The following is a 17,563-nucleotide window of genomic DNA, read 5'->3' on the forward strand; positions in this document are numbered from 1 at the left end:
AATGAACGCACTGCAAAACATCGCGCCCGCGCTGACCATGAGCAGCCGGGAGATCGCTGAACTGACCAGCAAGGATCTGGGCCACGTCAACCGCGACATCCGCGCCATGCTGGACTCTCTTGGAGATGATCCAGAACTGGAGCATGTCCGCGAGGACAAGGATGCGCGAGGGTACACCGTCGCATTTCATCTTGGCCGCGAGCTGACCTACACCCTGTTGGCCGGCTACAGCACGCAGCTGCGCCGCCGCGTGATCGCGCGCTGGCAGGAGCTGGAGGCCGCCCAGGCAAAGACGCCGGCCGAGCTGTCCCGCATGGACATCCTCCGCCTGGCCATGGAGTCGGAGCAGGCCCGTATCCAAGCCGAGTCTGAGCGCGACAAGGCCATCGCTACCAAGGCAGAGATCGGCAGCCGGCGCGAAGCCACGGCCATGGCCACTGCATCGGCAAAGTCCCGCGAGGTGGCCCGCCTGCAGCACGAGCTGGGCCGCAACCAGCAGCACGCCACCGTGATCGCTGTTGAGAAGGCGACGGGCATGGCCTTCCCGAAGAACGCCTATGTGGACCTGCGCCGAGTAACGCAGAAGTACGGCCTGCAAGCAGTGTCCGTGGTCGACGCGCGCTACGGCTCTGTCAAGGCCTGGCCTGCTGTGGCATGGCGCGAGTGCCATGGCATCGAGCTGTCGGACATCTTCCCTAGTCAGGAGGCCGCATGACGCCCGAGAAGCAAAAGCAAAAGCTCGCCGGCCAGACGGCCATTGCGCAGAAGGTGTTCCAGGCCGTGCCCATCGCCGAGGCCTGGACCGTCGCCCAGATCTCGCAGGCCCTGCACCGCACGACCGGCGCTCGCCTGGACCGGCACACGCTGCAAGGCTGCCTTCGCGCCCTGGCTGACTCCGACCTCATCCGATCCACCGAGCACGGTTCGCTGCACCAGCGCGTCGCTGTTTCCGCCGCCCAATCCACCCCGCCCAAGACCAAGGAATCGACCGTGACCCAGCCCGCCAAGCCCGCCACTCCCCAACAAGCCGCGCCCGCGTCGGCCATCGATGTGCTCGGCAGCCTGGCCCAGAAGATGCGCGCCCTGGCGGATGAAGTGGACGCCGCAGCGCTGGCCCTGGAGGAAGAGCAGAGCCGGACCACGGGCGAGGCCGCGAAGCTGAAGCAGCTCAAGGCATTGCTGAAGGAAATCGCATGACCACGTGCATCTCCTGCCAGCACTGGCAGCCCAAGCAAACAGATCCAGGCATGCGCCGCCTCGGCTATGCGCAGTGCATGAAGCGCACCAAGGGCCACACGTACAGCGCAACTGCGCCGGCCTGTGACCAGCACAAGGAAGTAACTCAAGAGCAGGCCCAGAAGCGGGCCGAGTGGATCAACAAAGGAGTGGGGAAATGAACTCAAGGCTGCACCTCAAGAAATGCCTTGGCGCTTGGTCGTGTCTCGGTCCACTCGGAAGCGACGGACTCCGCGACGTGGGCAGGGGAGAGACACCCAGGGCCGCATGGTTCGACTACCAGCGAATCTTGATTGAACGTTCGGTGGCCATGGCGCCGAAGTACCGAGGGCTGATTGGTTTTGTGAAAAACAAAGGAGTGGGGCAATGAGCAAGACACACGAGAAAGCCGGCGTGCAGCTGCCGGAGCCGGATGCATTCATGGATGTTGAGGACCAGCACTACCTGGGTACATCGGGCGAATGGTGCGTGAGCGGCCGTCGTTGCGACGAAGAGGATCTTGCGCTTTTCAGCCAGAAGACCGTTGAGGAGCTGATTCAAAAGCAGCGTCAGGACATCGCCAATGCACTGGCCGAGTACGACAAATTGCGCGACTCGATGAGCTCGCAGTCGGGTTGCAGGGATGGCGGTTGCTTGGTGAAGCGCCCGCAGGGCATGCACACGAACGGCGGCTGCAAATGCCACCGTGACCAGATCGTTTCCCAGCGAATGATGTACGCCGGCCAGCGCCTGGCTGATGTCGTCCGCGCTTTTGTCCAGGAGGCCGCATGAGCAAGACAGAGACACAGAGCGATGCGCAGAAGTTGTCTGCGCTACTGAATGTGGCCATGGCGTTCGACCATGGCCGGATTGGCACCGACCGCCGATTCGTGGAGATGGACGCGACTGTGGTTGCGAGCGTTGACGCCGAGCTGCGCCGCCTGGACGCAGAGAACAAGGCCCTGCGGGAGGCATGGCGAGTTCTGGAAGAGGACCTTGAGTACGTTGGCGGGGGCGAATACGCACTCCTGGTTTCGGAGCGGCAAAAGTTCCGTGAAGTGCTGGAGCGAATTGATTCCCAGGCCGCAGCCAAGACAGGAGACGCAGCATGAGCGCCGGCATGACCATCGACCAGATGATCGAGGCAGCTGCAAAGGCCGCTGGCGTGCCCATCCGCCGCATCGATGACGGCTGGGAGGTCAGTTTCGTAGACAGCTACGGAGAAGCCTACGAGCCAAACATCGACATGGCTCAGAGCTTCTGGCTGGCCGCCGCCCTGCGCATCAGCGTGGAGCACAACCACCCGGCAGACAACCATCCATGGGTCTGCGCCAGCGTTGATGGGTACGTTGGGCCGGGGCAGCAGTTTGTCGAAGACGTGCCCGGCGAATCCCAGCGCGCTGACCGCATGCGCCTGGCCATCCTGCGCTGTGCTGCGGATCAAGCGCCGAAGGAGCAAGCATGAGCGCCCTCAACACCCAAGCAGGCGGCACCCACTACAAGGACTGCCCCATCCAGCCCATCCAGTACATCCACGCCAACGGCCTTGATTTCTTCCAGGGCAACATCGTGAAGTACGCCACCAGGCACAAGGCCAAGAACGGCGCCGAGGATCTGCGCAAGGTCATCCACTACGCCCAGCTGGCACTGGAGCTGCAGTACGGCATCAAGCCTGCTGACGAGCTGGCCGACATGGTGCGGGCGGGGAAGGGGGCGCAGGCATGAAGAAGCCACCAAAGGTCAAGTTCAGAGAAAACGAGCCCCTGCAGGACTACTACCACGACGGCAAGGGCGGTTGGTACTCCGTGGCCAGGCTTCTGGACGACACGAAGGACTTGCCCGTGTTCGACATGCCGCTGGCCGGGATCGATCTGGACCAGGTGATCTGGCGGGACTGCGACATGCTGGGCCTGGCTCGGCACGTGAAGCAGTGCATGGATGCCGACCTGGACTGCCCGATCCTGCTGGACTGGATGGGGTCCATCGCCGACGGCCGACACCGTGTGCTCCGGGCCATCGCCCTGGGCAAGAGAACCATCAAGGCCAGGCGCATGACCTGGAAGCCTGATCCCTGCCGCCAGGAGGAGCCCCGCCCATGAAACGCCACCACCAACACTGCGCGCCCGCGCAACTGCCCAAGTTCTGGCGCCCCAAGCTGGCCCCGTCCACGAAGCTGAGCGCGAAGGTCGCCCACCACGACCTGGTGCAGCGGCTGGAGACCGGCACGGCCACCGTGGCGGATCTCTGGGACTGGATTGAGACCGGCTTTACCTACAGCCAGATGTTTAGGCTGCTGTGGGAGGACGGCGAGCCCCTGACCACCGAAGCAGAGGCAGCCATCGCCGCCCAGCTCAACACCTACCCAGCCGTGTGCCAGCGCCTGCGCGAGAAGAAGAGGGTGGGCCTGTCCGGGCCAGAGCTGCAGATCGCGCGCCAGGCCGCCCAGGTCTTCGACGGCTTGATCGATCTGGACCGCAACGGCATCGCGGTCGCCGCCGTGCAGTGGTCCGATCAACAGATGCGCCAGATCAGGGGAGCCCTGCACATGCCCTGAAAAAAGGAAAGCCCGCGCGAGGCGGGCGATCCCGGACTGTCGTCCTGAGCAAGCAATAGTCTACCGGGAGAAGCCATTGACCACCACCACCACGCCGCAAATCGGCGACCGCACCACACGCGAAATCATCTGGGACCACATCCAGGAGATGGCGCACCTGGGCCAGAACATCACACGCCAGCGGCTCATGGAGCTGACCGGCAAGAGCTATCACATCATCGACGACCACGTCTCCCGGATGATCAGCGAGGACGGAATCCTGCGCCGCACCACCGATGGCGTCTACGAGCTGGTCAAGGGCCCAGGGGCGCCGCGGCCGACCTCCGTCACTGACTTGGAAGACGGCATGACCCTGATCGAGGTCGGGGACCAGCAGATGCGGGTCTGGCCGCGCGAGCTTCGGAACATCGCTATCCGCCTTCAGGGCAACGCCATGCAGCACAGCAACCTCCAGCTGCAGCATGACGTTGGCCTGCTGGCCCAGGAAATCCAGCTCCAGCAGGCCGCCACCCGCCGCGAGATGGCCGCGCGCATCAAGGAGCTGGAAGGCAAGCTCAAGGCGCTGGAAGGCCGCAGGGTTGCGCCGAGCCCGCAGATGGACCTGCTGGCGGGTGCGATGGTCCAGTAACATCCTCGCCATTCATGGAGGAGTACATGACACCTGATCAGATAGAAGCTATTGCGAAGGCCATAGTTGCGGAACTTGGGCTGCCAATTTGGCTATGGGTGGCCGTATCTATCATTGGCGCAATAGGTGGAGCCTATTTCGGCGCATATTTCAGAAAGACTGCAGAAATAGACGCGACAACGGATCGTTTCGAACAACTGCAGAGCCAACTGGAAAAAACCACGCATCTCACGGAGGAGGTCCGGCGCGCAGTAAATGATCGCGGCTGGCTTATGCAGCAGAGATGGTCAAAAAGAGAAGAAAAATACGTTAAGTTGCTCCGCGCTTTCCTAGGAACAAGAAGAGTGGTCTATGCCATGCTCAAGACTGAGCATGAAGCGCCTTCCGTAGACAAAGAGCTGTGGGCAAAATTTGAGGATGTTCTATTTGAGCTGGAAACAGAATTATCCATAGCGCCAATATTTATTACAGACAAGGAATTTCTCGAAGAGGTCATTCCTTTGACAAAAGTGTTTGGCCAAGAACTAAATGAGCGAGAAATGCTGGAGCACATTATTGATTCATGCCACATGGCTGAAGAAAAATTGGCAGCCATCGCACAGCAGGATCTTCAACAACTCGAGGCTGCGCTTCAAAAATCAGGTGCCCCCGGCTAGGGTTCGCCTAGAAGACACGCGCCCGGGAAACTCCGGGCATGCCTTCCCAACCCGCAGTTCCCGATCAAGCCCCCAGCGCAGGGGGCGCAGCCCCCGGCCCCCGCTCCCCTGACTGGGAGCGCATCGAGCTGGACTACCGGGCCGGCATCAAGAGCCTGCGCGAAATCGCAGAAGGCTCCGGCACCAGCCACGTCAACATCTCCAAGCGCGCCAAGAAGCTGGGATGGACGCGAGACCTGACCGCCAAGATCCAATCCAAGGCCGACGCACTGGTTAACGCGGCCCTGGTTAACACCCCGGTTAACAATGCGTCTCCTGCAGCAGAGCGGGAGACGGTGGACGCGGCTGCCACGACTCAGGCGGCCGTGCGTCTGGCAGAGCGTGGCGACATCGTGCGGTGCCGGCGCATCTGCATGGGCCTCATGGACGAGCTGGAGCAGCAGAGCGCGAGCCCGAAGCTGCTGAGCGACGTGGCTGCCATCCTGCGCAGCGCCCCGGCCGAGGAACTGACCAAGGAGCAGCGCGGTAAGCTGGCCGAGGCGGCGGGCAAGGCCTCCAGCCTGGCGAACCGCAGCAGCACCATGCGGTCGCTGTCCGAATCCCTGCGCGTGCTCATCGGGCTGGAGCGCCAGGCCTATGGCATCCGTGACGAGATGCCCGAGCCACCGGCCAAGGGCATGGAGAGCGTGACCACGGCTGAGCTGCTGGCCATGCGTGATGCGGTGAGGGCGCGTGCATGAACCTCTCTCCCGAGAAGCAGGCCGCCATGCTGGCCATGATCGAGCGGGAACTGGCGGCGCGGCAGCTGGACCAGTACGGCCCCTACGGCAAGCAGCGAGAGTTCCACCGCGCTGGCGCATCGTTCAGCGAGCGCCTGTTCATGGCCGGCAACCAGCTCGGCAAGACCAAGGCCGGCGGCGCCGAGTGGGCCATGCACCTGACGGGGCGGTATCCGGACTGGTGGGACGGTGCCACCTTTGCCAAGCCCGTGACCTTCTGGGCCGGCTCCGTGACCAGTGAAGCCACGCGCGACAACCCGCAGCGCATGCTGCTGGGCCCGCCGGCCACGGTGGATGCCTGGGGCACGGGCATGGTGCCGCGCGATGCCATCAAGGCCACCACGCGCGCCATGGGCGTTGCCAACCTGCTGGACAGCGCCGTGATCCGCTGGGGCGGTGGCGGCGATGTGCAGTCCGGCGAATCCATCATCGCCTTCAAGTCCTACGAGAAGGGCCGCGAGAAGTGGCAGGGCCCGACCGTGGACGGCGTCTGGTTCGACGAGGAGCCTCCGCAGGACATCTATGCCGAGGGCCTGACCCGGACCAACAACGGCCAGCGCGGTCAGTTCGCGCAGACCACCTTCACCCCGCTGCTGGGCATGTCGGACGTGGTGATGCGCTTCCTGATGCCTGAGGCAGACGATCCTGGCGCCAAGGCCCGGCACGTCACCAGCATGACCATCTGGGACGTGGATCACTACACGCTGGAGCAGAAGCAGTCCATCGTCGCCAGCTACCCGGCGCACGAGCGGGAGGCACGCTCCAAGGGCATCCCGACGCTGGGCAGCGGCCGGATCTTCCCCGTGGAAGAGGACAGCATCAAGGTGCAGCCCTTCCCGATCCCCGCTCACTGGGTGCGCATCAACGGCCTGGACTTCGGCTGGGATCACCCCACGGCCGCCGTGCAGCTGGCCTGGGACCGGGACAGCGACTGCCTCTATGTGACGCAGGGCCACCGCCAGAAGGAAGCCACGCCCATTCTGCATGCCGCAACCATCAAGGCCTGGGGCGACTGGGTGCCCACGGCCTGGCCCCACGACGGCCTTCAGCACGACAAGGGCAGCGGCGAGCAGCTGGCCGTCCAGTACGCGAAGGCCGGGCTGAAGATGCTCAAGGACCGCGCCACCTTCGAGGACGGGAGCAACGGCGTCGAGGCTGGGCTGATGGAGATGCTGCAGCGCATGCAGACCGGCCGGCTCAAGGTGTTCGCCCACCTGGAGGACTGGTTCAGCGAGTTCCGCCTGTACCACCGCGAGGACGGCAAGGTCGTGAAGAAGCAGGACGACCTGATGAGCGCCACGCGCTACGCCCTCATGATGAAGCGCAAGGCCATCGTGCGGCCGGCCCCGGCCCGCGCTGCAGCCTCGGCCTGGCAGCCACTGGACAACGAGATAGGGTACTGACATGCAAGCCACCACCAACCATGGGGGCCTGCTGGCCCAGCAGCGCGACGACAGCGGCGAGCCCCAGCGCGACCTGCGCGCCGAGTTCGTCCTGACGCTCCTGTCCAAGCGCCGCGAGGCCATTGCCGGCCGTGCCGGCTCGGGCATCGAGGAGGAGTGGACCGAGGACGAGGAGCACTACCAGGGCATCGACGACGCCAACCGCAACTTCCAGAACGCCAACCAGCTGTACCGCAGCCGCAAGGCGGCGATGATCGGTGGCCAGCCCAAGCAGCAGGGCCCGGCCCGGTCGGTGGTGTTCCTGAACATCACGCGCCCCTACACCGATGCGGCCAGCGCGCGCGTGGCGGACATGCTGCTGCCCACGGATGACAGGGCCTGGGAGATCAAGCCGACGCCTCTGCCGCGCCTGAGCGGGCCGCAGCTGACCATGCTGGCCCAGGCCATGGGCGCCACGGACCCCGCTGCCGTGCACGCGCAGATGGCTGCCCAGGCGGCCGAGGCCAAGGAAGCCGCTGAGCGCATGCAGCAGGCCATCGAGGACCCGCTGGTGGAAAGCAACTGGCACGGCGAGGTGCGCCAGGTCATCGAGGACTCCGCGCGCATCGGCTCTGGCGTGCTCAAGGGCCCGTTCCCCATCACGCGCACGGCACGCATGACGCGCAAAGACCCGGCCACGGGCCTGACCGAGTTCATCAAGGTGGACGAGATCAAGCCAGGCTCCAAGCGCATCGACGTCTGGAACTTCTTCCCGGACCCGTCCTGCGGAGAGAACATCCACAACGGCAGCTACACCTGGGAGCGCGAGCACATCGGCCGGCGCCAGATCAAGGAGATGGCGGCCGATCCCAGCTATGAGACTGCCGAGCTGCTGGCCGCGCTGCGCGAAGGCCCTGCCCGCACCCGCGAGGGCACCGAGGCCGTCTATCGGCCGGGTGAGGACGAGTTCGAGATGTGGATCTTCTACGGCCACTGCGCCCGCGAGCACCTGGCGCGCCTGGGCGTGGAGATGGAGGAGGGCGACGAGGACCGCGTGCCCACCATGGCGGTGATGATCAACGACCGCCTGGTCAAGGTCGTGCTCAGCCCCCAGGAGGATGGCGAGTTCCCCTATGACGTCCTGGCCTGGCAGCGCCGCCCGGGCATGCCCTGGGGTGTCGGCATCAGCCGCCAGATCCGCACGGCACAGCGCATGCTCAACGGCTCGGCCCGCGCCATGATGGACAACGCCGGTCTCTCGGCCTCGCCGCAGATCGTCATCGGCAACGGCATCACCCCGCAGGACAACAGCTTCTCCCTGCGCCCCGGCAAGGTCTGGCGCGCCGAAGCCGATGCGGATGCCTCAGACGTGCGCGCCGCCTTCAATGCCTTCGTGGTGCCCAGCGTTCAGGCCCCCCTGATGAACATCATCAACTTCGCCCTGAAGATGGCCGAGGACACGACAGGCATGCCGGCCATGCTGCAGGGCATCCGCGGCGATGCGCCCAACACCCTGGGCGGCATGCAGATGCAGAACAACAACGCCACCAGCGTGCTGCGGCGCCTGGCCAAGCGCTTCGACGACTACATGACCCGTCCGCACATCCAGCGGTATTTCGACTGGATGATGACCTACTCGGACGACGAGTCCATCAAGGGCGACTTCCAGATCGACGTGCGCGCCAGCTCGGCACTGGTGGAGCGGGACGCCCAGCAGCAGTTCCTGATGACGCTGCTGCAGGTGTCGGCCAATCCCATCTATGAGCTGGACCCCGCCAAGCTGGCGGCCGAGCTGTGCAAGGGCCAGCGCTTGGATCCCACCAACTTCCAGTACACGGACGAGCAGAAGGCCCAGCGCGCCCAGCAGGGCCAGGACCCGACGGTGCAGGCCAAGGCCCAGCTGCTGGCGGCCCAGGCGCGCAAGGCCGATGCCGACGCCACCAACATCGGCATGGAGACGCTGTACAGCAGCGTGCAGACGGGCATGGGCATCGCCGGCAATCCTGCTGTCGCGCCTCTGGCCGACGGCCTGGCCCGATCTGTGGGCTTCAAGGACCAGGACGCCGCACCCATCGTGCCGCAGGGCGGCTGGGTCACGCCCGAGCAGCAGCCCGACCCTGGCGCCATGCCCAACAACACCGACCCGTTGACGCCGCTGCGCCCAGACAGCCCCCTGCTGGGCGTGCGCCAGGGCATCGAGACACCGGCCGCTGACGGCGCGCGGGGCTGACCCCCGGCCAGGGTTCGTCAGAGGTGCCGCTTCCCGGAACACTGGCCTCCATGACACAGGGCATCGACTTCACCTCACCGACATGGCGCGCCATCGAGCGCCATGCCAACGCGCAGATCGACACCCTGCGCAAGAAGAACGACAGCCCAACCATGGACGCGCTGCGCACCGCTGAAGTGCGTGGGCGCATCGCGGCCTGGAAAGAACTGCTTGCGCTGGCCCCGTCAGCCCAGGCACAACCCGCCGACGCTGGTGGCGAGAGCTACTGACCTTGGCATGACACACAGGAGTGCATGACGCATGGATCCGCAACAACAGCAGGAACAGGCGCAAGAGCGGGCAGCTTTCGAGCAGGCCTTTGCCAGCGTGACCGGAACGGAGCCGCCGCCGGCCCCCGCCGCAGCATCTTCGGATGCATCGGCCGAGGCTGGTGCAGCGCCCGCGCCGGCACCTGCAGAAGCCCCCGCACCAGCGCCCGCAGCCGCAGCGCCTCAGGCCAGCGATGCACCACAGGACGGCGCTGACGCTCCGCCCGCACCCGAGGGGCAGCAAGCCCAGCCGGAGCAGGCTGCAGTCGATGACGACCCCGTGGTGTTCGAGGGCTACAAGCAAAGCGAGCTCAAGCGCCTGCTGGGCAGTGCGGCCAAGGTGGAAACGCTCGAGCAGCAGCTGCGCAAGGCCAACGGGAAGATCGGCGAGCTCAACAGCCGCATCCAAGCCCCGGCGCCCGCGCCAACTCCGACGCCAGTCCCGGCGCCCGAGTTGCCCCCGGAGCTCAAGCAGCTGGAGCAGGACTACCCCGACGTCGTGCAGCTGGTACGCCACATGGTCGCAGGCCAGCAGCCCCGCCAGGAAGCCCCGCCGGCTGAAGTGCAGCAACCCGTGGCCACGGGCGGCGCACATGCAGCTCAGGCCGAGCTCGACCCCATGGTGGTGGAGATGGCCGTGCTGGACCGCACAAACGCAGGCTGGCGCGAAAAGATCAGCTCGCAGGAGTTCAACCTGTGGCTGACCTCGCAGGGGGAGCAGGTGCAGCAGGAGTTCGCCGACATGGTCACAGCCGACGGCATGGGCTCCCTGCTGGGCAAGTACGACAGTTGGGTCACCGCCCGCGCCACCGCCGCCGACAAGGCAGCGAAGGGCCGCGCACGGCTCCAGGCTGCCGTTACGCCCACAGGCAACGCACAGCGCCCCCAGACCGCGCCGACCGAACAGGAAGCATTCATTGCCGGCTTCAAGTCGGTGGTTGGCCGATGAGGCCGAAAGGAGAACATCGTGACTTTCACGACCGGAAATCCCGCCGAGCGAATCGGCAAACTGAAGGGTGAGATCCTGGGCCACGCCGTCGGCGTCGAAGTCCTGGGTATCACGGGCAAGCAGAGCGCCATGCCGCGCAATGTGGGCCAGACCATCGTCTATCGGCGCTACCTGCCCTATGGCGCCACGGCGGCGGACTTCAACACCATCAACCGCCCTCTGGTGAGCGTCAATGCTCACGAGCTGCAGGAAGGCGTGACGCCCTCGGCCGACTCCCTGGTGCCGCAGGACATCGAGGTGAAGCTGCGCGAGTTCGGCTGCCTGTACCAGCTGACCAACCGCGTGGCCGACACCTACGAGGACGATGTGCCCGCCGAAATGAAGAAGCAGTGCGGCGAGCGTGTGGGCCTGCTGCGCGAGATGATCCGCTACGGCGTGATCAAGAGCTGCGCCAACGCCTTCTATTCTGGCGGCTCCTCGCGCAATGCTGTCAGCGGGAAGATCACCTCGAACCTGCTTCGCAAGGTCAGCCGCAACCTGCAGGCGAACCACTCCAAGCGCGTGACCGGCATCCTGGCGCCATCGCCCATGATCAGCACGTCGCCTGTCGAGGCCTCGTACCTGGTCTTCGTGCATACCGACGCCGAGTCGGATATCCGCGATCTGCCGAAGTTCACGCCTGTGGCCGAGTACGGAAACCGCAAGGTCGTGAGCCAGTACGAGCTGGGCAGCGTGGAGAACTTCCGGTTCATCACCTCTCCCGAACTGGCTCCCTATGCCAACGCTGGCGCGGCCATCGGCAGCACTGGCCTGATGGGCGGCACCAATGTGGACGTGTACCCGTTCATCGTGGTGGGTGAAGACGCCTGGGGGCAAGTGGCTCTGCGCGGTGACAACGCGCTGGACCCCACCTACATCCCCGCCAGCCAGAAAGACAAGAGCGATCCCATGGGCCAGCGCGGCTACGTGGGCACGCGGTTCTACATGAACTGCACGTTGCTCAACGAAGGCTGGATGGCTGTGGTCGAGACCGGTGTCTCTGCGCTGGCCTGACGCATGGGGGCGCGCAGGCGCTCCCACCTCCAACCCATTGAACCGACAAGGAGCACATCATGGCTGACAACGTTGCGGGCCAGACCCGCACCCGCTCGGACGACCAAGGCACGCCTGGCTTTGCCCAGGGCAAGGTCGTCCTGGACGCCACCACCATCGTGGCCGGTGACGATCTCTTCTTCCCCGTGGGCTTCAAACCGCGCTATGTGCGTCTGCAAAGCTCCAGCGGCGTCTGCATCGAATGGTATGCGGGCATGGCCGAGAACTCTGCCTTCAAGGCTGCTGCTGACGGCGCACGCACGCTGTCCGCATCGGCTGGCGTGAAGACCGATCCGCGCGGCTTCCGCGTTTCCCAGAACGCCACCTTGGCAGCCGTGGTGGCGTCCCAGACGCTGTACTACGTCGCCCAGGTCTGAACCAAAGCCCGGCCCAGCGCCGGGCGAAACCCCTCATTTCAGGAGAAACGCATGGCACGCAACACCACCGCTGTGGATGCAACCAACCAGTACCTCGGCAAGGAATCCACCGTCCAGATCGGTGAGATCGGCCAGGGCGACGTCGAGGTCGTCGACAAGCCGCTCCCCGAAGGTGCGCTGGAACTCGAGGCCTTCATGAACGAACCTGTCACGGTCATGGTCTACGAGTCCACCGACGAGAACGACATGGACATGGTGCTGGTGGGCGTGAACGGCGTTTCCCAATACTTCCGTCGTGGCACGCCGCAGACCGTGAAGCGCAAGTTCGTGGAGCGTCTGGCACGGGCCAAGCGCACCGACTTCGATCAAAAGATCGACGCCCGCATGGGCGAGGCCATGAATAACCTGCGTCAGCGCCACGGCCTGCGCTACCCCTTCACTGTCGTCGAAGACCGCAACCCCCGTGGCGGCGCGTGGCTCAAGGGCGTGCTGGCTGAAACCCAGTAATCGAACCGAGGCCCGCCATGAACCTCCAGGAGATGATCCAGCTGTATCGGGCACAGGCCGACGATGGCCAGCCCGATCCGCTGTGCCGGGACCCGATCCTGACGATCTACGCCAACGAGGCCCAGGAGGAGGCGTGCCGCCGCGCCCAGCTGCTGCGCGATTCCACTTCGCCCATGTGCAAGGTGGCGTTCGCGGCAGGCGCCGAGTCCGTGGCGCTGGCCCCGCAGGTGGTGCGCGTGCTGCGCGCTTTCGTGGCTGGCCAGGCTGTCGAAGTGCTCAACGTGGACGAGATGGACTGCATCATGCCGGGCTGGCAGTTCCAGGAACGCCAGGACGTTCCGCAGCGCCTGATCACCGGCATGACCACGGGCCGGCTGCACCTGTGGCCCACGCCTGCAGCGGCCGGCGAGATCCGGCTGACCGTGCAGCGGCTGCCCCTCAAGCCAATGCGCTGTGACATCGACAAGCCAGAGATCCGCCCGGAGCTGCACAAGGCCCTGGTCGAGTGGATGCTCTACCGAGCCTACAGCACCCAGGACACAGAGCTCTACAACGATGCCAAGGCCGCCGTCTGCCTGCGCCGCTTCGAGGAAGAGTTCGGGCGCAAGGCCAGCGGGCGCAATGAGGAATGGGTGCGGTCGCGCGAGGTGGCTGTGCCGGGGCCGCTGGCTTGATCTTTGAGCGGAGCTAAGTCTCAAGTCTGAGGTATTCAGCAAAGACAGAATCAACTTTACTTCTGTGATTCATAAGCTCAATAATGATTTTCGATTTTTGTACTGCGGCCTTTTGTTTGCCCTGTTCACTCTCTTGATCCTCAAGAACTGACGCAGCGTACCTTATTCGACCAAACAGTGGGCGAAGTTCGTCTTCTATGTAGGCGACCACGTCATTGCCAAAAAGCCAGCGCGCCCCCTGTACACCAGATTCGAAGGTGTATTCGTTTTCTGTGCTGAAGTCGCCTTGCCGCCCTGCTATCGAAATCGCATCTGCCGCTGCTTTGTAAATTGCCATTCGCCGGTCGAATAAGTCAAGCTTGAGTTTGTTCCTGGCGGTGCTTGATGAGGCTTTTGCGGTCTCGGCTTGTTGTCGAGCAATGCTTTCCTGAATTCGTCCGAACTTGTGCGCGACCCAAGCACCAACTCCAGCCGCGAGCAAGGCTGCAAGCAGTGGTGCCACGGCCTTGATAAATTCGAGCCACAGCGGCAGAACTGTTGTTGTCATCCGAATACGCTCCCTGAATGATTGTTGATGCCCCCACTGGGGTTCGACGCGCCGAGAGCATATCCGCACACTGCCATGAAGCAACCAAGGAACGCTCATGGCCACCAATCCTTTCCTCGAAGAAGCCCGCCGACGTGATGCTCTGGTGGGCCAGATCCCAACTGGCGGCCAGCGGCAGGCCCCGGCAGCGGATGGCTCGCAAGGCAACATCCTGAACAACGACATCGGCCGCAACCTGGCCGCGCTGCCCAGCGTGGGCGCGATCCCCGGAGCGGCCCTGCGTGGTACCGGCCTGGTCGCCCGGGCCTTCGGTGCGGCCCAGCCTGCAATGTCCGGAGTGGGTCAGGCCGCACAGGCCGCTGCTCCCTATGCGCCCGTGGTGGCCGGTGGTGCTGCACTGGCCGGCGCCGCGAATGCCGACAGCCCGAGCGCCACGCCGCCGCCCATGGCCCGGCCTGTGTCGCCCCTGGTGCAGGCTGCGTTGGACAACCCGGTGACACCATCCCCCGCACCTGCTGCAGCACCAGCACCCGCTGCAGCACCGACCACCACCTCCAACGTCTCCCGCATCGGCAACAGCTACTCCGGCACCGATGTGGCCGGGGACATCTCGATCAACGGCTCCGCGCCGCGTGGCTCCGTCACATCGCTACCCGCTGGCGCCGCGCCCTCTGGCTTCGGCGGCCCGCTGGTCCAGGCTGCAGGCATCAAGCCCTGGGGCAGCGACCGGCCTGGCTTCAGCATCATGGACAACCCAATGGTGGCCCGTGCCCTGGGCAATGGCCCCAGCGCGCAGAACATGGGCGCCGCCGACAACCTGGCCGCGCAGGGCAACATCGAATCCATGGCCCGTCTGCGTGCCTCGGGGCAGATCGCATCGCCCGAGCCTGGCCCATCCATGAGCCTGTCCGGTGGCACGCTCGGTATCCGCCGCGCCCCGAGCATCGTGGCGTCCGAGCTGGGCGCCCAGCGTGGCTTTGACCGTGCCGTGGGCCGCGACCCCGCATCGCTGCAACGCGCCACCTCCATCTATCAGGCTCTACTCCAGCAGCAGGGGCAGAACCAGCGCGCCGGCATGCAGGCCGGCCTGGACCAGCAGCGGATCAACATGGACCGGGAAACGCAGGGCTTCACGAACCGGCGCCAGAGCATCGTGGAAGCGTTGCGCAATCAGGTGGCACAGGAGCCCAATGCAGTGAACCGCGTGCCGCTGGTCCAGCGCCTGCGCGAACTGGAGGGCACCGCGCAGCCCGACCGCTGGAACCTCAAGGTCACGCCCACCACCAAGAACGTGGACGGCTCGACCACCATGGGCAGCGTCGTCCGCTATAACGAGACCACGGGGCAGGTGGAGCAGGTGCCTATGTCGCAGAACTCCGGAGTGCCGGAGGGCGCAATCGCTGCTTTGCGAGCAGACCCTCAACGCGCCGCAGAGTTCGATGCGAAGTACGGCAGCGGCGCGTCGCGCTCGATCCTTGGGCGCTAGCGGTGGAACTTGTCGAAAAAGTTCGGTTCGTCATAGAGGCGGATACAGGCGCTGCCAATGATCTGGGCTGCGGCAGTGCTCCGCGTGTCCCCCGCCTTCTTCGCTGTGCACTCTGGCCCAGACTTGAACCCCAGCATGCCCCGGCCATCTCCCTGGGGCACGGCCTGAATCCCGCCCGGGTGCTCAGCGCTGCAGACTTGGAACACCGCCTGGGCTGCGACATCGTTCTGCGTGCCCGGGAGCTTGTCGAGGAGGCACGTGGCCATGTTGGCGGCCAGGGCGGGGGCGGCGAGCGTTGACAGGAGCAGGGCGGCGATGGAGCCAGTGATGTGCATGGGGGTCCTCCTGGGCGCAAATGTAACCGCCCGGGCATGCAACCGTGCATCGCACATCCACGTAAGAGGTGTTACGGGGCAAGGCTCGGACGGGGGAATTAGGTAAACAAGTTTAGCTATTACTGATACAATTTTTCTGTACAGATATACACATGAACCCGACTATCAAGAAAGGAGGCCGCCATGGAAAAAGTGTCTGCGTCGTCCCTTCTGGATCGGTTCTGGAACGGTGTACTTCCTGTTGACCCCAAGCTGATCGCTGAGGGCTTGGGCATGAAGGTTGTGCCCTTGACAGACGCCGATGTGAAGAAAGGGCTGAGCGGCGCGCTCCACTGGCACACCCCAGCCGGTGCGACACAGCCGCAGCTCTATTGCCGTTACAACGCTCTGACGGAAGGTCGTGAGCGTCAGCGGTTCACGATCGCCCACGAGATCGGTCACTACGCTTCTGGTCACATGGCGGATGGACGGACCCTGTTCCGCGACACGACAGAGACTTTCACTGGCCGTGTGCATCAACCGGAGGAAGTTGAGGCCAACCGGTTTGCGGCGGAATTGCTGATGCCTGAGAGCATGGTGAACAGCGCAATCACACAGCATGGTGTTAAGACCGTTCAAGACTTGGCTTCTCGGTTCGGTGTTTCGGCTTCGGCCATGCGCTGGCGCCTTGTCAACCTCGGGCTATTGTCGTCTACATGACGGATATCCCGCCAGTCCCGCCGGCACTGGAAAACGGTGCCGGAGGTCTTAAGCCGCCAGCAAAGGCTGATCCAGGTTCGATTTCGGATCCTATTGAGCGTGGTCTTGATCCTGGATCGATCGCAGTGGACAACGCGAAGCTTCGGGATCTGAATTTTGCCTACTCGTCCAGAGTCCATTCGTTCTATTTCGTACTCGCTGCAGCTGCATCACTGTTTATCGGTGGTGCAATAACTTTTGTTTGCATGAGTGCCCGAATGTTTGGATGGCAAACAATACTGATCTTGTTCGCGTTTTTCACGCCAGCCACTATTCTGATGACTGTACTTATCAGGGCAATTTTTCCTGCTGAAAAAAAGAGTGAGGAAAAAAAAGGCGAGGACAAGAAGGACGACTTGAGCGACATGCTTCCTAGTAGCGCTGTCGTGAAACTATTGTCCGAGGTTCTTAAGAGCGCGAAATAGTCAACAAGCCCGCCCCGCGCGGGCTTCGTCGTTTCTGGGCCGCCCTAAGCTGGGCACGTCGCTTGCCCCTCCGCAGGGTGAGCCCCGGTTCAGGGAGAGGAGGGAATTTCCCTCTGCAACCCAGACCCGGAACGGTGCACATTTCTGGCCGGAGCACTGAACACATGTCCTCGAAGTACAAAGCTCTTATGCGGGAGCGAGCAGCATTGGACGCCAAGATCGCTGAGTACTATGGAGCCATGAGGCTCGATGCGATTGATGCAGCACGGGCTCTAGTGAAGCACCACGATCTCAAAGTCGGCGATCTCTTCGCACTGAACACGCCCCCAAACGCGCGGTATCGGAATCCCAAGACCGGCGAGACTTGGACGGGCCGTGGTCGGGCTCCTCGGTGGATCGAGGGCCGAGACCGGAAGCCTTTCGAGATTTGAACGACAGGCTGCCATGAGTGGGCTTTCCATGCCACCATCGCGCCATGATTCCAGTGCCTCTCCTTCAGTACACCGACGTTCGCACCCGCGTCTTCAACGGGCAGACCCTCATCGGCCTCAAACACACAGCAAAGACCAAGTCTGGCCTTGCTGTCACAACCACCTGGGTCGATATGCCTCCTGAGGATGTGGAGCGGCTGATCAAGACGCTGCAGGACACGCTGGCCGCGCTGGGTCAAGAGTAGCCGGG

General features: G+C 64.2%; 27 protein-coding genes. 25 read left to right on the top strand and 2 right to left on the bottom strand.

Features of this window, described 5'->3' with window-relative positions:
- The first annotated feature begins 1 nt into the window (after window position 1).
- The 20 genes from U6958_RS12190 to U6958_RS12285 all read left to right on the top strand — a co-directional run bounded on the left by U6958_RS12190 (window position 2) and on the right by U6958_RS12285 (window position 13,351).
- Window positions 2-715, top strand: coding sequence for a Rha family transcriptional regulator (locus U6958_RS12190; protein ID WP_074923712.1), 714 nt, complete (start codon window positions 2-4; stop codon window positions 713-715).
- Window positions 712-1,197, top strand: a complete 486-nt coding sequence (locus tag U6958_RS12195) for a hypothetical protein (RefSeq protein WP_074923711.1) — start codon at window positions 712-714, stop codon at window positions 1,195-1,197. Before U6958_RS12190 ends, U6958_RS12195 begins: the two co-directional genes overlap by 4 nt.
- A complete protein-coding gene (locus U6958_RS12200) occupies window positions 1,194-1,397 on the top strand; it encodes a hypothetical protein (RefSeq protein ID WP_074923710.1) in 204 nt (67 codons plus the stop codon). The genes U6958_RS12195 and U6958_RS12200 overlap by 4 nt, the downstream gene beginning before the upstream one ends.
- A gap of 205 nt (window positions 1,398-1,602) precedes the next feature.
- Window positions 1,603-2,007 carry a hypothetical protein gene (locus tag U6958_RS12205; protein ID WP_244160568.1) on the top strand — a complete coding sequence of 135 codons (405 nt, stop codon included), beginning with the start codon at window positions 1,603-1,605 and terminating at the stop codon, window positions 2,005-2,007.
- The gene (locus tag U6958_RS12210; protein ID WP_244160567.1) at window positions 2,004-2,327 is read left to right on the top strand and encodes a hypothetical protein; all 324 of its coding nucleotides are present in this window, start codon (window positions 2,004-2,006) and stop codon (window positions 2,325-2,327) included. Before U6958_RS12205 ends, U6958_RS12210 begins: the two co-directional genes overlap by 4 nt.
- Complete coding sequence (locus U6958_RS12215) at window positions 2,324-2,680, top strand: hypothetical protein (protein WP_074923709.1); 357 nt, start codon at window positions 2,324-2,326, stop codon at window positions 2,678-2,680. The genes U6958_RS12210 and U6958_RS12215 overlap by 4 nt, the downstream gene beginning before the upstream one ends.
- Entirely contained in the window at window positions 2,677-2,940 is a 264-nt protein-coding gene (locus tag U6958_RS12220) for a DUF3310 domain-containing protein (RefSeq protein ID WP_016449448.1), read from the top strand. Before U6958_RS12215 ends, U6958_RS12220 begins: the two co-directional genes overlap by 4 nt.
- On the top strand, window positions 2,937-3,314 hold the full coding sequence (locus U6958_RS12225; protein WP_074923708.1) for a hypothetical protein: 378 nt from the start codon (window positions 2,937-2,939) through the stop codon (window positions 3,312-3,314). The genes U6958_RS12220 and U6958_RS12225 overlap by 4 nt, the downstream gene beginning before the upstream one ends.
- Window positions 3,311-3,769, top strand: a complete 459-nt coding sequence (locus U6958_RS12230; protein WP_074923707.1) for a hypothetical protein — start codon at window positions 3,311-3,313, stop codon at window positions 3,767-3,769. The genes U6958_RS12225 and U6958_RS12230 overlap by 4 nt, the downstream gene beginning before the upstream one ends.
- Window positions 3,770-3,845: 76 nt before the next feature.
- A complete protein-coding gene (locus tag U6958_RS12235) occupies window positions 3,846-4,397 on the top strand; it encodes a hypothetical protein (protein WP_074923706.1) in 552 nt (183 codons plus the stop codon).
- Between the two features lie 26 nt (window positions 4,398-4,423).
- Entirely contained in the window at window positions 4,424-5,053 is a 630-nt protein-coding gene (locus tag U6958_RS12240) for a hypothetical protein (protein WP_143044688.1), read from the top strand.
- 38 nt (window positions 5,054-5,091) lie between these two features.
- Complete coding sequence (locus tag U6958_RS12245) at window positions 5,092-5,793, top strand: hypothetical protein (protein ID WP_083393680.1); 702 nt, start codon at window positions 5,092-5,094, stop codon at window positions 5,791-5,793.
- A complete protein-coding gene (locus tag U6958_RS12250; RefSeq protein WP_074923704.1) occupies window positions 5,790-7,235 on the top strand; it encodes a terminase large subunit domain-containing protein in 1,446 nt (481 codons plus the stop codon). The genes U6958_RS12245 and U6958_RS12250 overlap by 4 nt, the downstream gene beginning before the upstream one ends.
- Before the next feature lies 1 nt (window position 7,236).
- Window positions 7,237-9,444, top strand: a complete 2,208-nt coding sequence (locus U6958_RS12255) for a hypothetical protein (RefSeq protein WP_074923703.1) — start codon at window positions 7,237-7,239, stop codon at window positions 9,442-9,444.
- A gap of 50 nt (window positions 9,445-9,494) precedes the next feature.
- The gene (locus U6958_RS12260; RefSeq protein ID WP_074923702.1) at window positions 9,495-9,713 is read left to right on the top strand and encodes a hypothetical protein; all 219 of its coding nucleotides are present in this window, start codon (window positions 9,495-9,497) and stop codon (window positions 9,711-9,713) included.
- Window positions 9,714-9,744: 31 nt separating this feature from the next.
- A complete protein-coding gene (locus tag U6958_RS12265) occupies window positions 9,745-10,701 on the top strand; it encodes a hypothetical protein (RefSeq protein ID WP_074923701.1) in 957 nt (318 codons plus the stop codon).
- Between the two features lie 18 nt (window positions 10,702-10,719).
- Entirely contained in the window at window positions 10,720-11,754 is a 1,035-nt protein-coding gene (locus U6958_RS12270) for a N4-gp56 family major capsid protein (RefSeq protein WP_074923700.1), read from the top strand.
- 59 nt (window positions 11,755-11,813) lie between these two features.
- Window positions 11,814-12,170 (top strand): hypothetical protein, encoded by a 357-nt coding sequence (locus U6958_RS12275; RefSeq protein WP_016449980.1) that lies wholly within the window; start codon window positions 11,814-11,816, stop codon window positions 12,168-12,170.
- 51 nt (window positions 12,171-12,221) lie between these two features.
- Window positions 12,222-12,677, top strand: a complete 456-nt coding sequence (locus U6958_RS12280; protein WP_046988505.1) for a hypothetical protein — start codon at window positions 12,222-12,224, stop codon at window positions 12,675-12,677.
- A gap of 17 nt (window positions 12,678-12,694) precedes the next feature.
- Window positions 12,695-13,351, top strand: a complete 657-nt coding sequence (locus U6958_RS12285) for a DUF6682 family protein (protein WP_074923699.1) — start codon at window positions 12,695-12,697, stop codon at window positions 13,349-13,351.
- A 13-nt stretch (window positions 13,352-13,364) separates the two neighbouring features.
- Here U6958_RS12285 and U6958_RS12290 read toward each other — a convergent pair whose 3' ends face one another.
- Window positions 13,365-13,997, bottom strand: a complete 633-nt coding sequence (locus tag U6958_RS12290; RefSeq protein WP_143044687.1) for a hypothetical protein — start codon at window positions 13,995-13,997, stop codon at window positions 13,365-13,367.
- Between U6958_RS12290 and U6958_RS12295 the strand changes: the two genes are divergently transcribed.
- On the top strand, window positions 13,996-15,384 hold the full coding sequence (locus tag U6958_RS12295; RefSeq protein ID WP_074923698.1) for a hypothetical protein: 1,389 nt from the start codon (window positions 13,996-13,998) through the stop codon (window positions 15,382-15,384). The two genes, U6958_RS12290 and U6958_RS12295, sit on opposite strands and share 2 nt — an antisense overlap.
- Here the strand turns inward: U6958_RS12295 and U6958_RS12300 are convergent.
- Window positions 15,381-15,719, bottom strand: coding sequence for a hypothetical protein (locus tag U6958_RS12300; RefSeq protein ID WP_074923697.1), 339 nt, complete (start codon window positions 15,717-15,719; stop codon window positions 15,381-15,383). The genes U6958_RS12295 and U6958_RS12300 overlap by 4 nt on opposite strands.
- Window positions 15,720-15,902: 183 nt before the next feature.
- On the opposite strand from U6958_RS12300, the gene U6958_RS12305 reads away from it, so the two are divergent.
- From U6958_RS12305 to U6958_RS12320, 4 genes are all read left to right on the top strand, one after another.
- Window positions 15,903-16,418 (top strand): ImmA/IrrE family metallo-endopeptidase, encoded by a 516-nt coding sequence (locus tag U6958_RS12305; protein WP_074923696.1) that lies wholly within the window; start codon window positions 15,903-15,905, stop codon window positions 16,416-16,418.
- Window positions 16,415-16,882, top strand: a complete 468-nt coding sequence (locus U6958_RS12310; protein ID WP_143044686.1) for a hypothetical protein — start codon at window positions 16,415-16,417, stop codon at window positions 16,880-16,882. Before U6958_RS12305 ends, U6958_RS12310 begins: the two co-directional genes overlap by 4 nt.
- Window positions 16,883-17,121: 239 nt before the next feature.
- A complete protein-coding gene (locus U6958_RS12315; RefSeq protein WP_244160570.1) occupies window positions 17,122-17,313 on the top strand; it encodes an H-NS family nucleoid-associated regulatory protein in 192 nt (63 codons plus the stop codon).
- 44 nt (window positions 17,314-17,357) lie between these two features.
- Window positions 17,358-17,558 (top strand): hypothetical protein, encoded by a 201-nt coding sequence (locus U6958_RS12320; protein WP_074923693.1) that lies wholly within the window; start codon window positions 17,358-17,360, stop codon window positions 17,556-17,558.
- Window positions 17,559-17,563: the final 5 nt, after the last annotated feature.

Source organism: Delftia lacustris, assembly GCF_040267515.1.
Taxonomy (GTDB): Bacteria; Pseudomonadota; Gammaproteobacteria; order Burkholderiales; family Burkholderiaceae_C; genus Comamonas; species Comamonas tsuruhatensis.

Excerpts from the sequence above, each read along its gene's own strand:
- U6958_RS12220 (WP_016449448.1), top strand. The coding sequence starts at position 2,677 with ATGAGCGCCCTCAACACCCAAGCAGGCGGCACCCACTACAAGGACTGC.
- U6958_RS12205 (WP_244160568.1), top strand. The coding sequence starts at position 1,603 with ATGAGCAAGACACACGAGAAAGCCGGCGTGCAGCTGCCGGAGCCGGAT.
- U6958_RS12245 (WP_083393680.1), top strand. The coding sequence starts at position 5,092 with ATGCCTTCCCAACCCGCAGTTCCCGATCAAGCCCCCAGCGCAGGGGGC.
- U6958_RS12315 (WP_244160570.1), top strand. The coding sequence starts at position 17,122 with ATGAGGCTCGATGCGATTGATGCAGCACGGGCTCTAGTGAAGCACCAC.
- U6958_RS12265 (WP_074923701.1), top strand. The coding sequence starts at position 9,745 with ATGGATCCGCAACAACAGCAGGAACAGGCGCAAGAGCGGGCAGCTTTC.
- U6958_RS12320 (WP_074923693.1), top strand. The coding sequence starts at position 17,358 with ATGATTCCAGTGCCTCTCCTTCAGTACACCGACGTTCGCACCCGCGTC.
- U6958_RS12190 (WP_074923712.1), top strand. The coding sequence starts at position 2 with ATGAACGCACTGCAAAACATCGCGCCCGCGCTGACCATGAGCAGCCGG.
- U6958_RS12300 (WP_074923697.1), bottom strand. The coding sequence starts at position 15,719 with ATGCACATCACTGGCTCCATCGCCGCCCTGCTCCTGTCAACGCTCGCC.
- U6958_RS12230 (WP_074923707.1), top strand. The coding sequence starts at position 3,311 with ATGAAACGCCACCACCAACACTGCGCGCCCGCGCAACTGCCCAAGTTC.
- U6958_RS12255 (WP_074923703.1), top strand. The coding sequence starts at position 7,237 with ATGCAAGCCACCACCAACCATGGGGGCCTGCTGGCCCAGCAGCGCGAC.
- U6958_RS12310 (WP_143044686.1), top strand. The coding sequence starts at position 16,415 with ATGACGGATATCCCGCCAGTCCCGCCGGCACTGGAAAACGGTGCCGGA.
- U6958_RS12260 (WP_074923702.1), top strand. The coding sequence starts at position 9,495 with ATGACACAGGGCATCGACTTCACCTCACCGACATGGCGCGCCATCGAG.
- U6958_RS12195 (WP_074923711.1), top strand. The coding sequence starts at position 712 with ATGACGCCCGAGAAGCAAAAGCAAAAGCTCGCCGGCCAGACGGCCATT.
- U6958_RS12215 (WP_074923709.1), top strand. The coding sequence starts at position 2,324 with ATGAGCGCCGGCATGACCATCGACCAGATGATCGAGGCAGCTGCAAAG.
- U6958_RS12305 (WP_074923696.1), top strand. The coding sequence starts at position 15,903 with ATGGAAAAAGTGTCTGCGTCGTCCCTTCTGGATCGGTTCTGGAACGGT.
- U6958_RS12275 (WP_016449980.1), top strand. The coding sequence starts at position 11,814 with ATGGCTGACAACGTTGCGGGCCAGACCCGCACCCGCTCGGACGACCAA.
- U6958_RS12250 (WP_074923704.1), top strand. The coding sequence starts at position 5,790 with ATGAACCTCTCTCCCGAGAAGCAGGCCGCCATGCTGGCCATGATCGAG.
- U6958_RS12285 (WP_074923699.1), top strand. The coding sequence starts at position 12,695 with ATGAACCTCCAGGAGATGATCCAGCTGTATCGGGCACAGGCCGACGAT.
- U6958_RS12225 (WP_074923708.1), top strand. The coding sequence starts at position 2,937 with ATGAAGAAGCCACCAAAGGTCAAGTTCAGAGAAAACGAGCCCCTGCAG.
- U6958_RS12295 (WP_074923698.1), top strand. The coding sequence starts at position 13,996 with ATGGCCACCAATCCTTTCCTCGAAGAAGCCCGCCGACGTGATGCTCTG.
- U6958_RS12240 (WP_143044688.1), top strand. The coding sequence starts at position 4,424 with ATGACACCTGATCAGATAGAAGCTATTGCGAAGGCCATAGTTGCGGAA.
- U6958_RS12200 (WP_074923710.1), top strand. The coding sequence starts at position 1,194 with ATGACCACGTGCATCTCCTGCCAGCACTGGCAGCCCAAGCAAACAGAT.
- U6958_RS12210 (WP_244160567.1), top strand. The coding sequence starts at position 2,004 with ATGAGCAAGACAGAGACACAGAGCGATGCGCAGAAGTTGTCTGCGCTA.
- U6958_RS12280 (WP_046988505.1), top strand. The coding sequence starts at position 12,222 with ATGGCACGCAACACCACCGCTGTGGATGCAACCAACCAGTACCTCGGC.
- U6958_RS12290 (WP_143044687.1), bottom strand. The coding sequence starts at position 13,997 with ATGAGCGTTCCTTGGTTGCTTCATGGCAGTGTGCGGATATGCTCTCGG.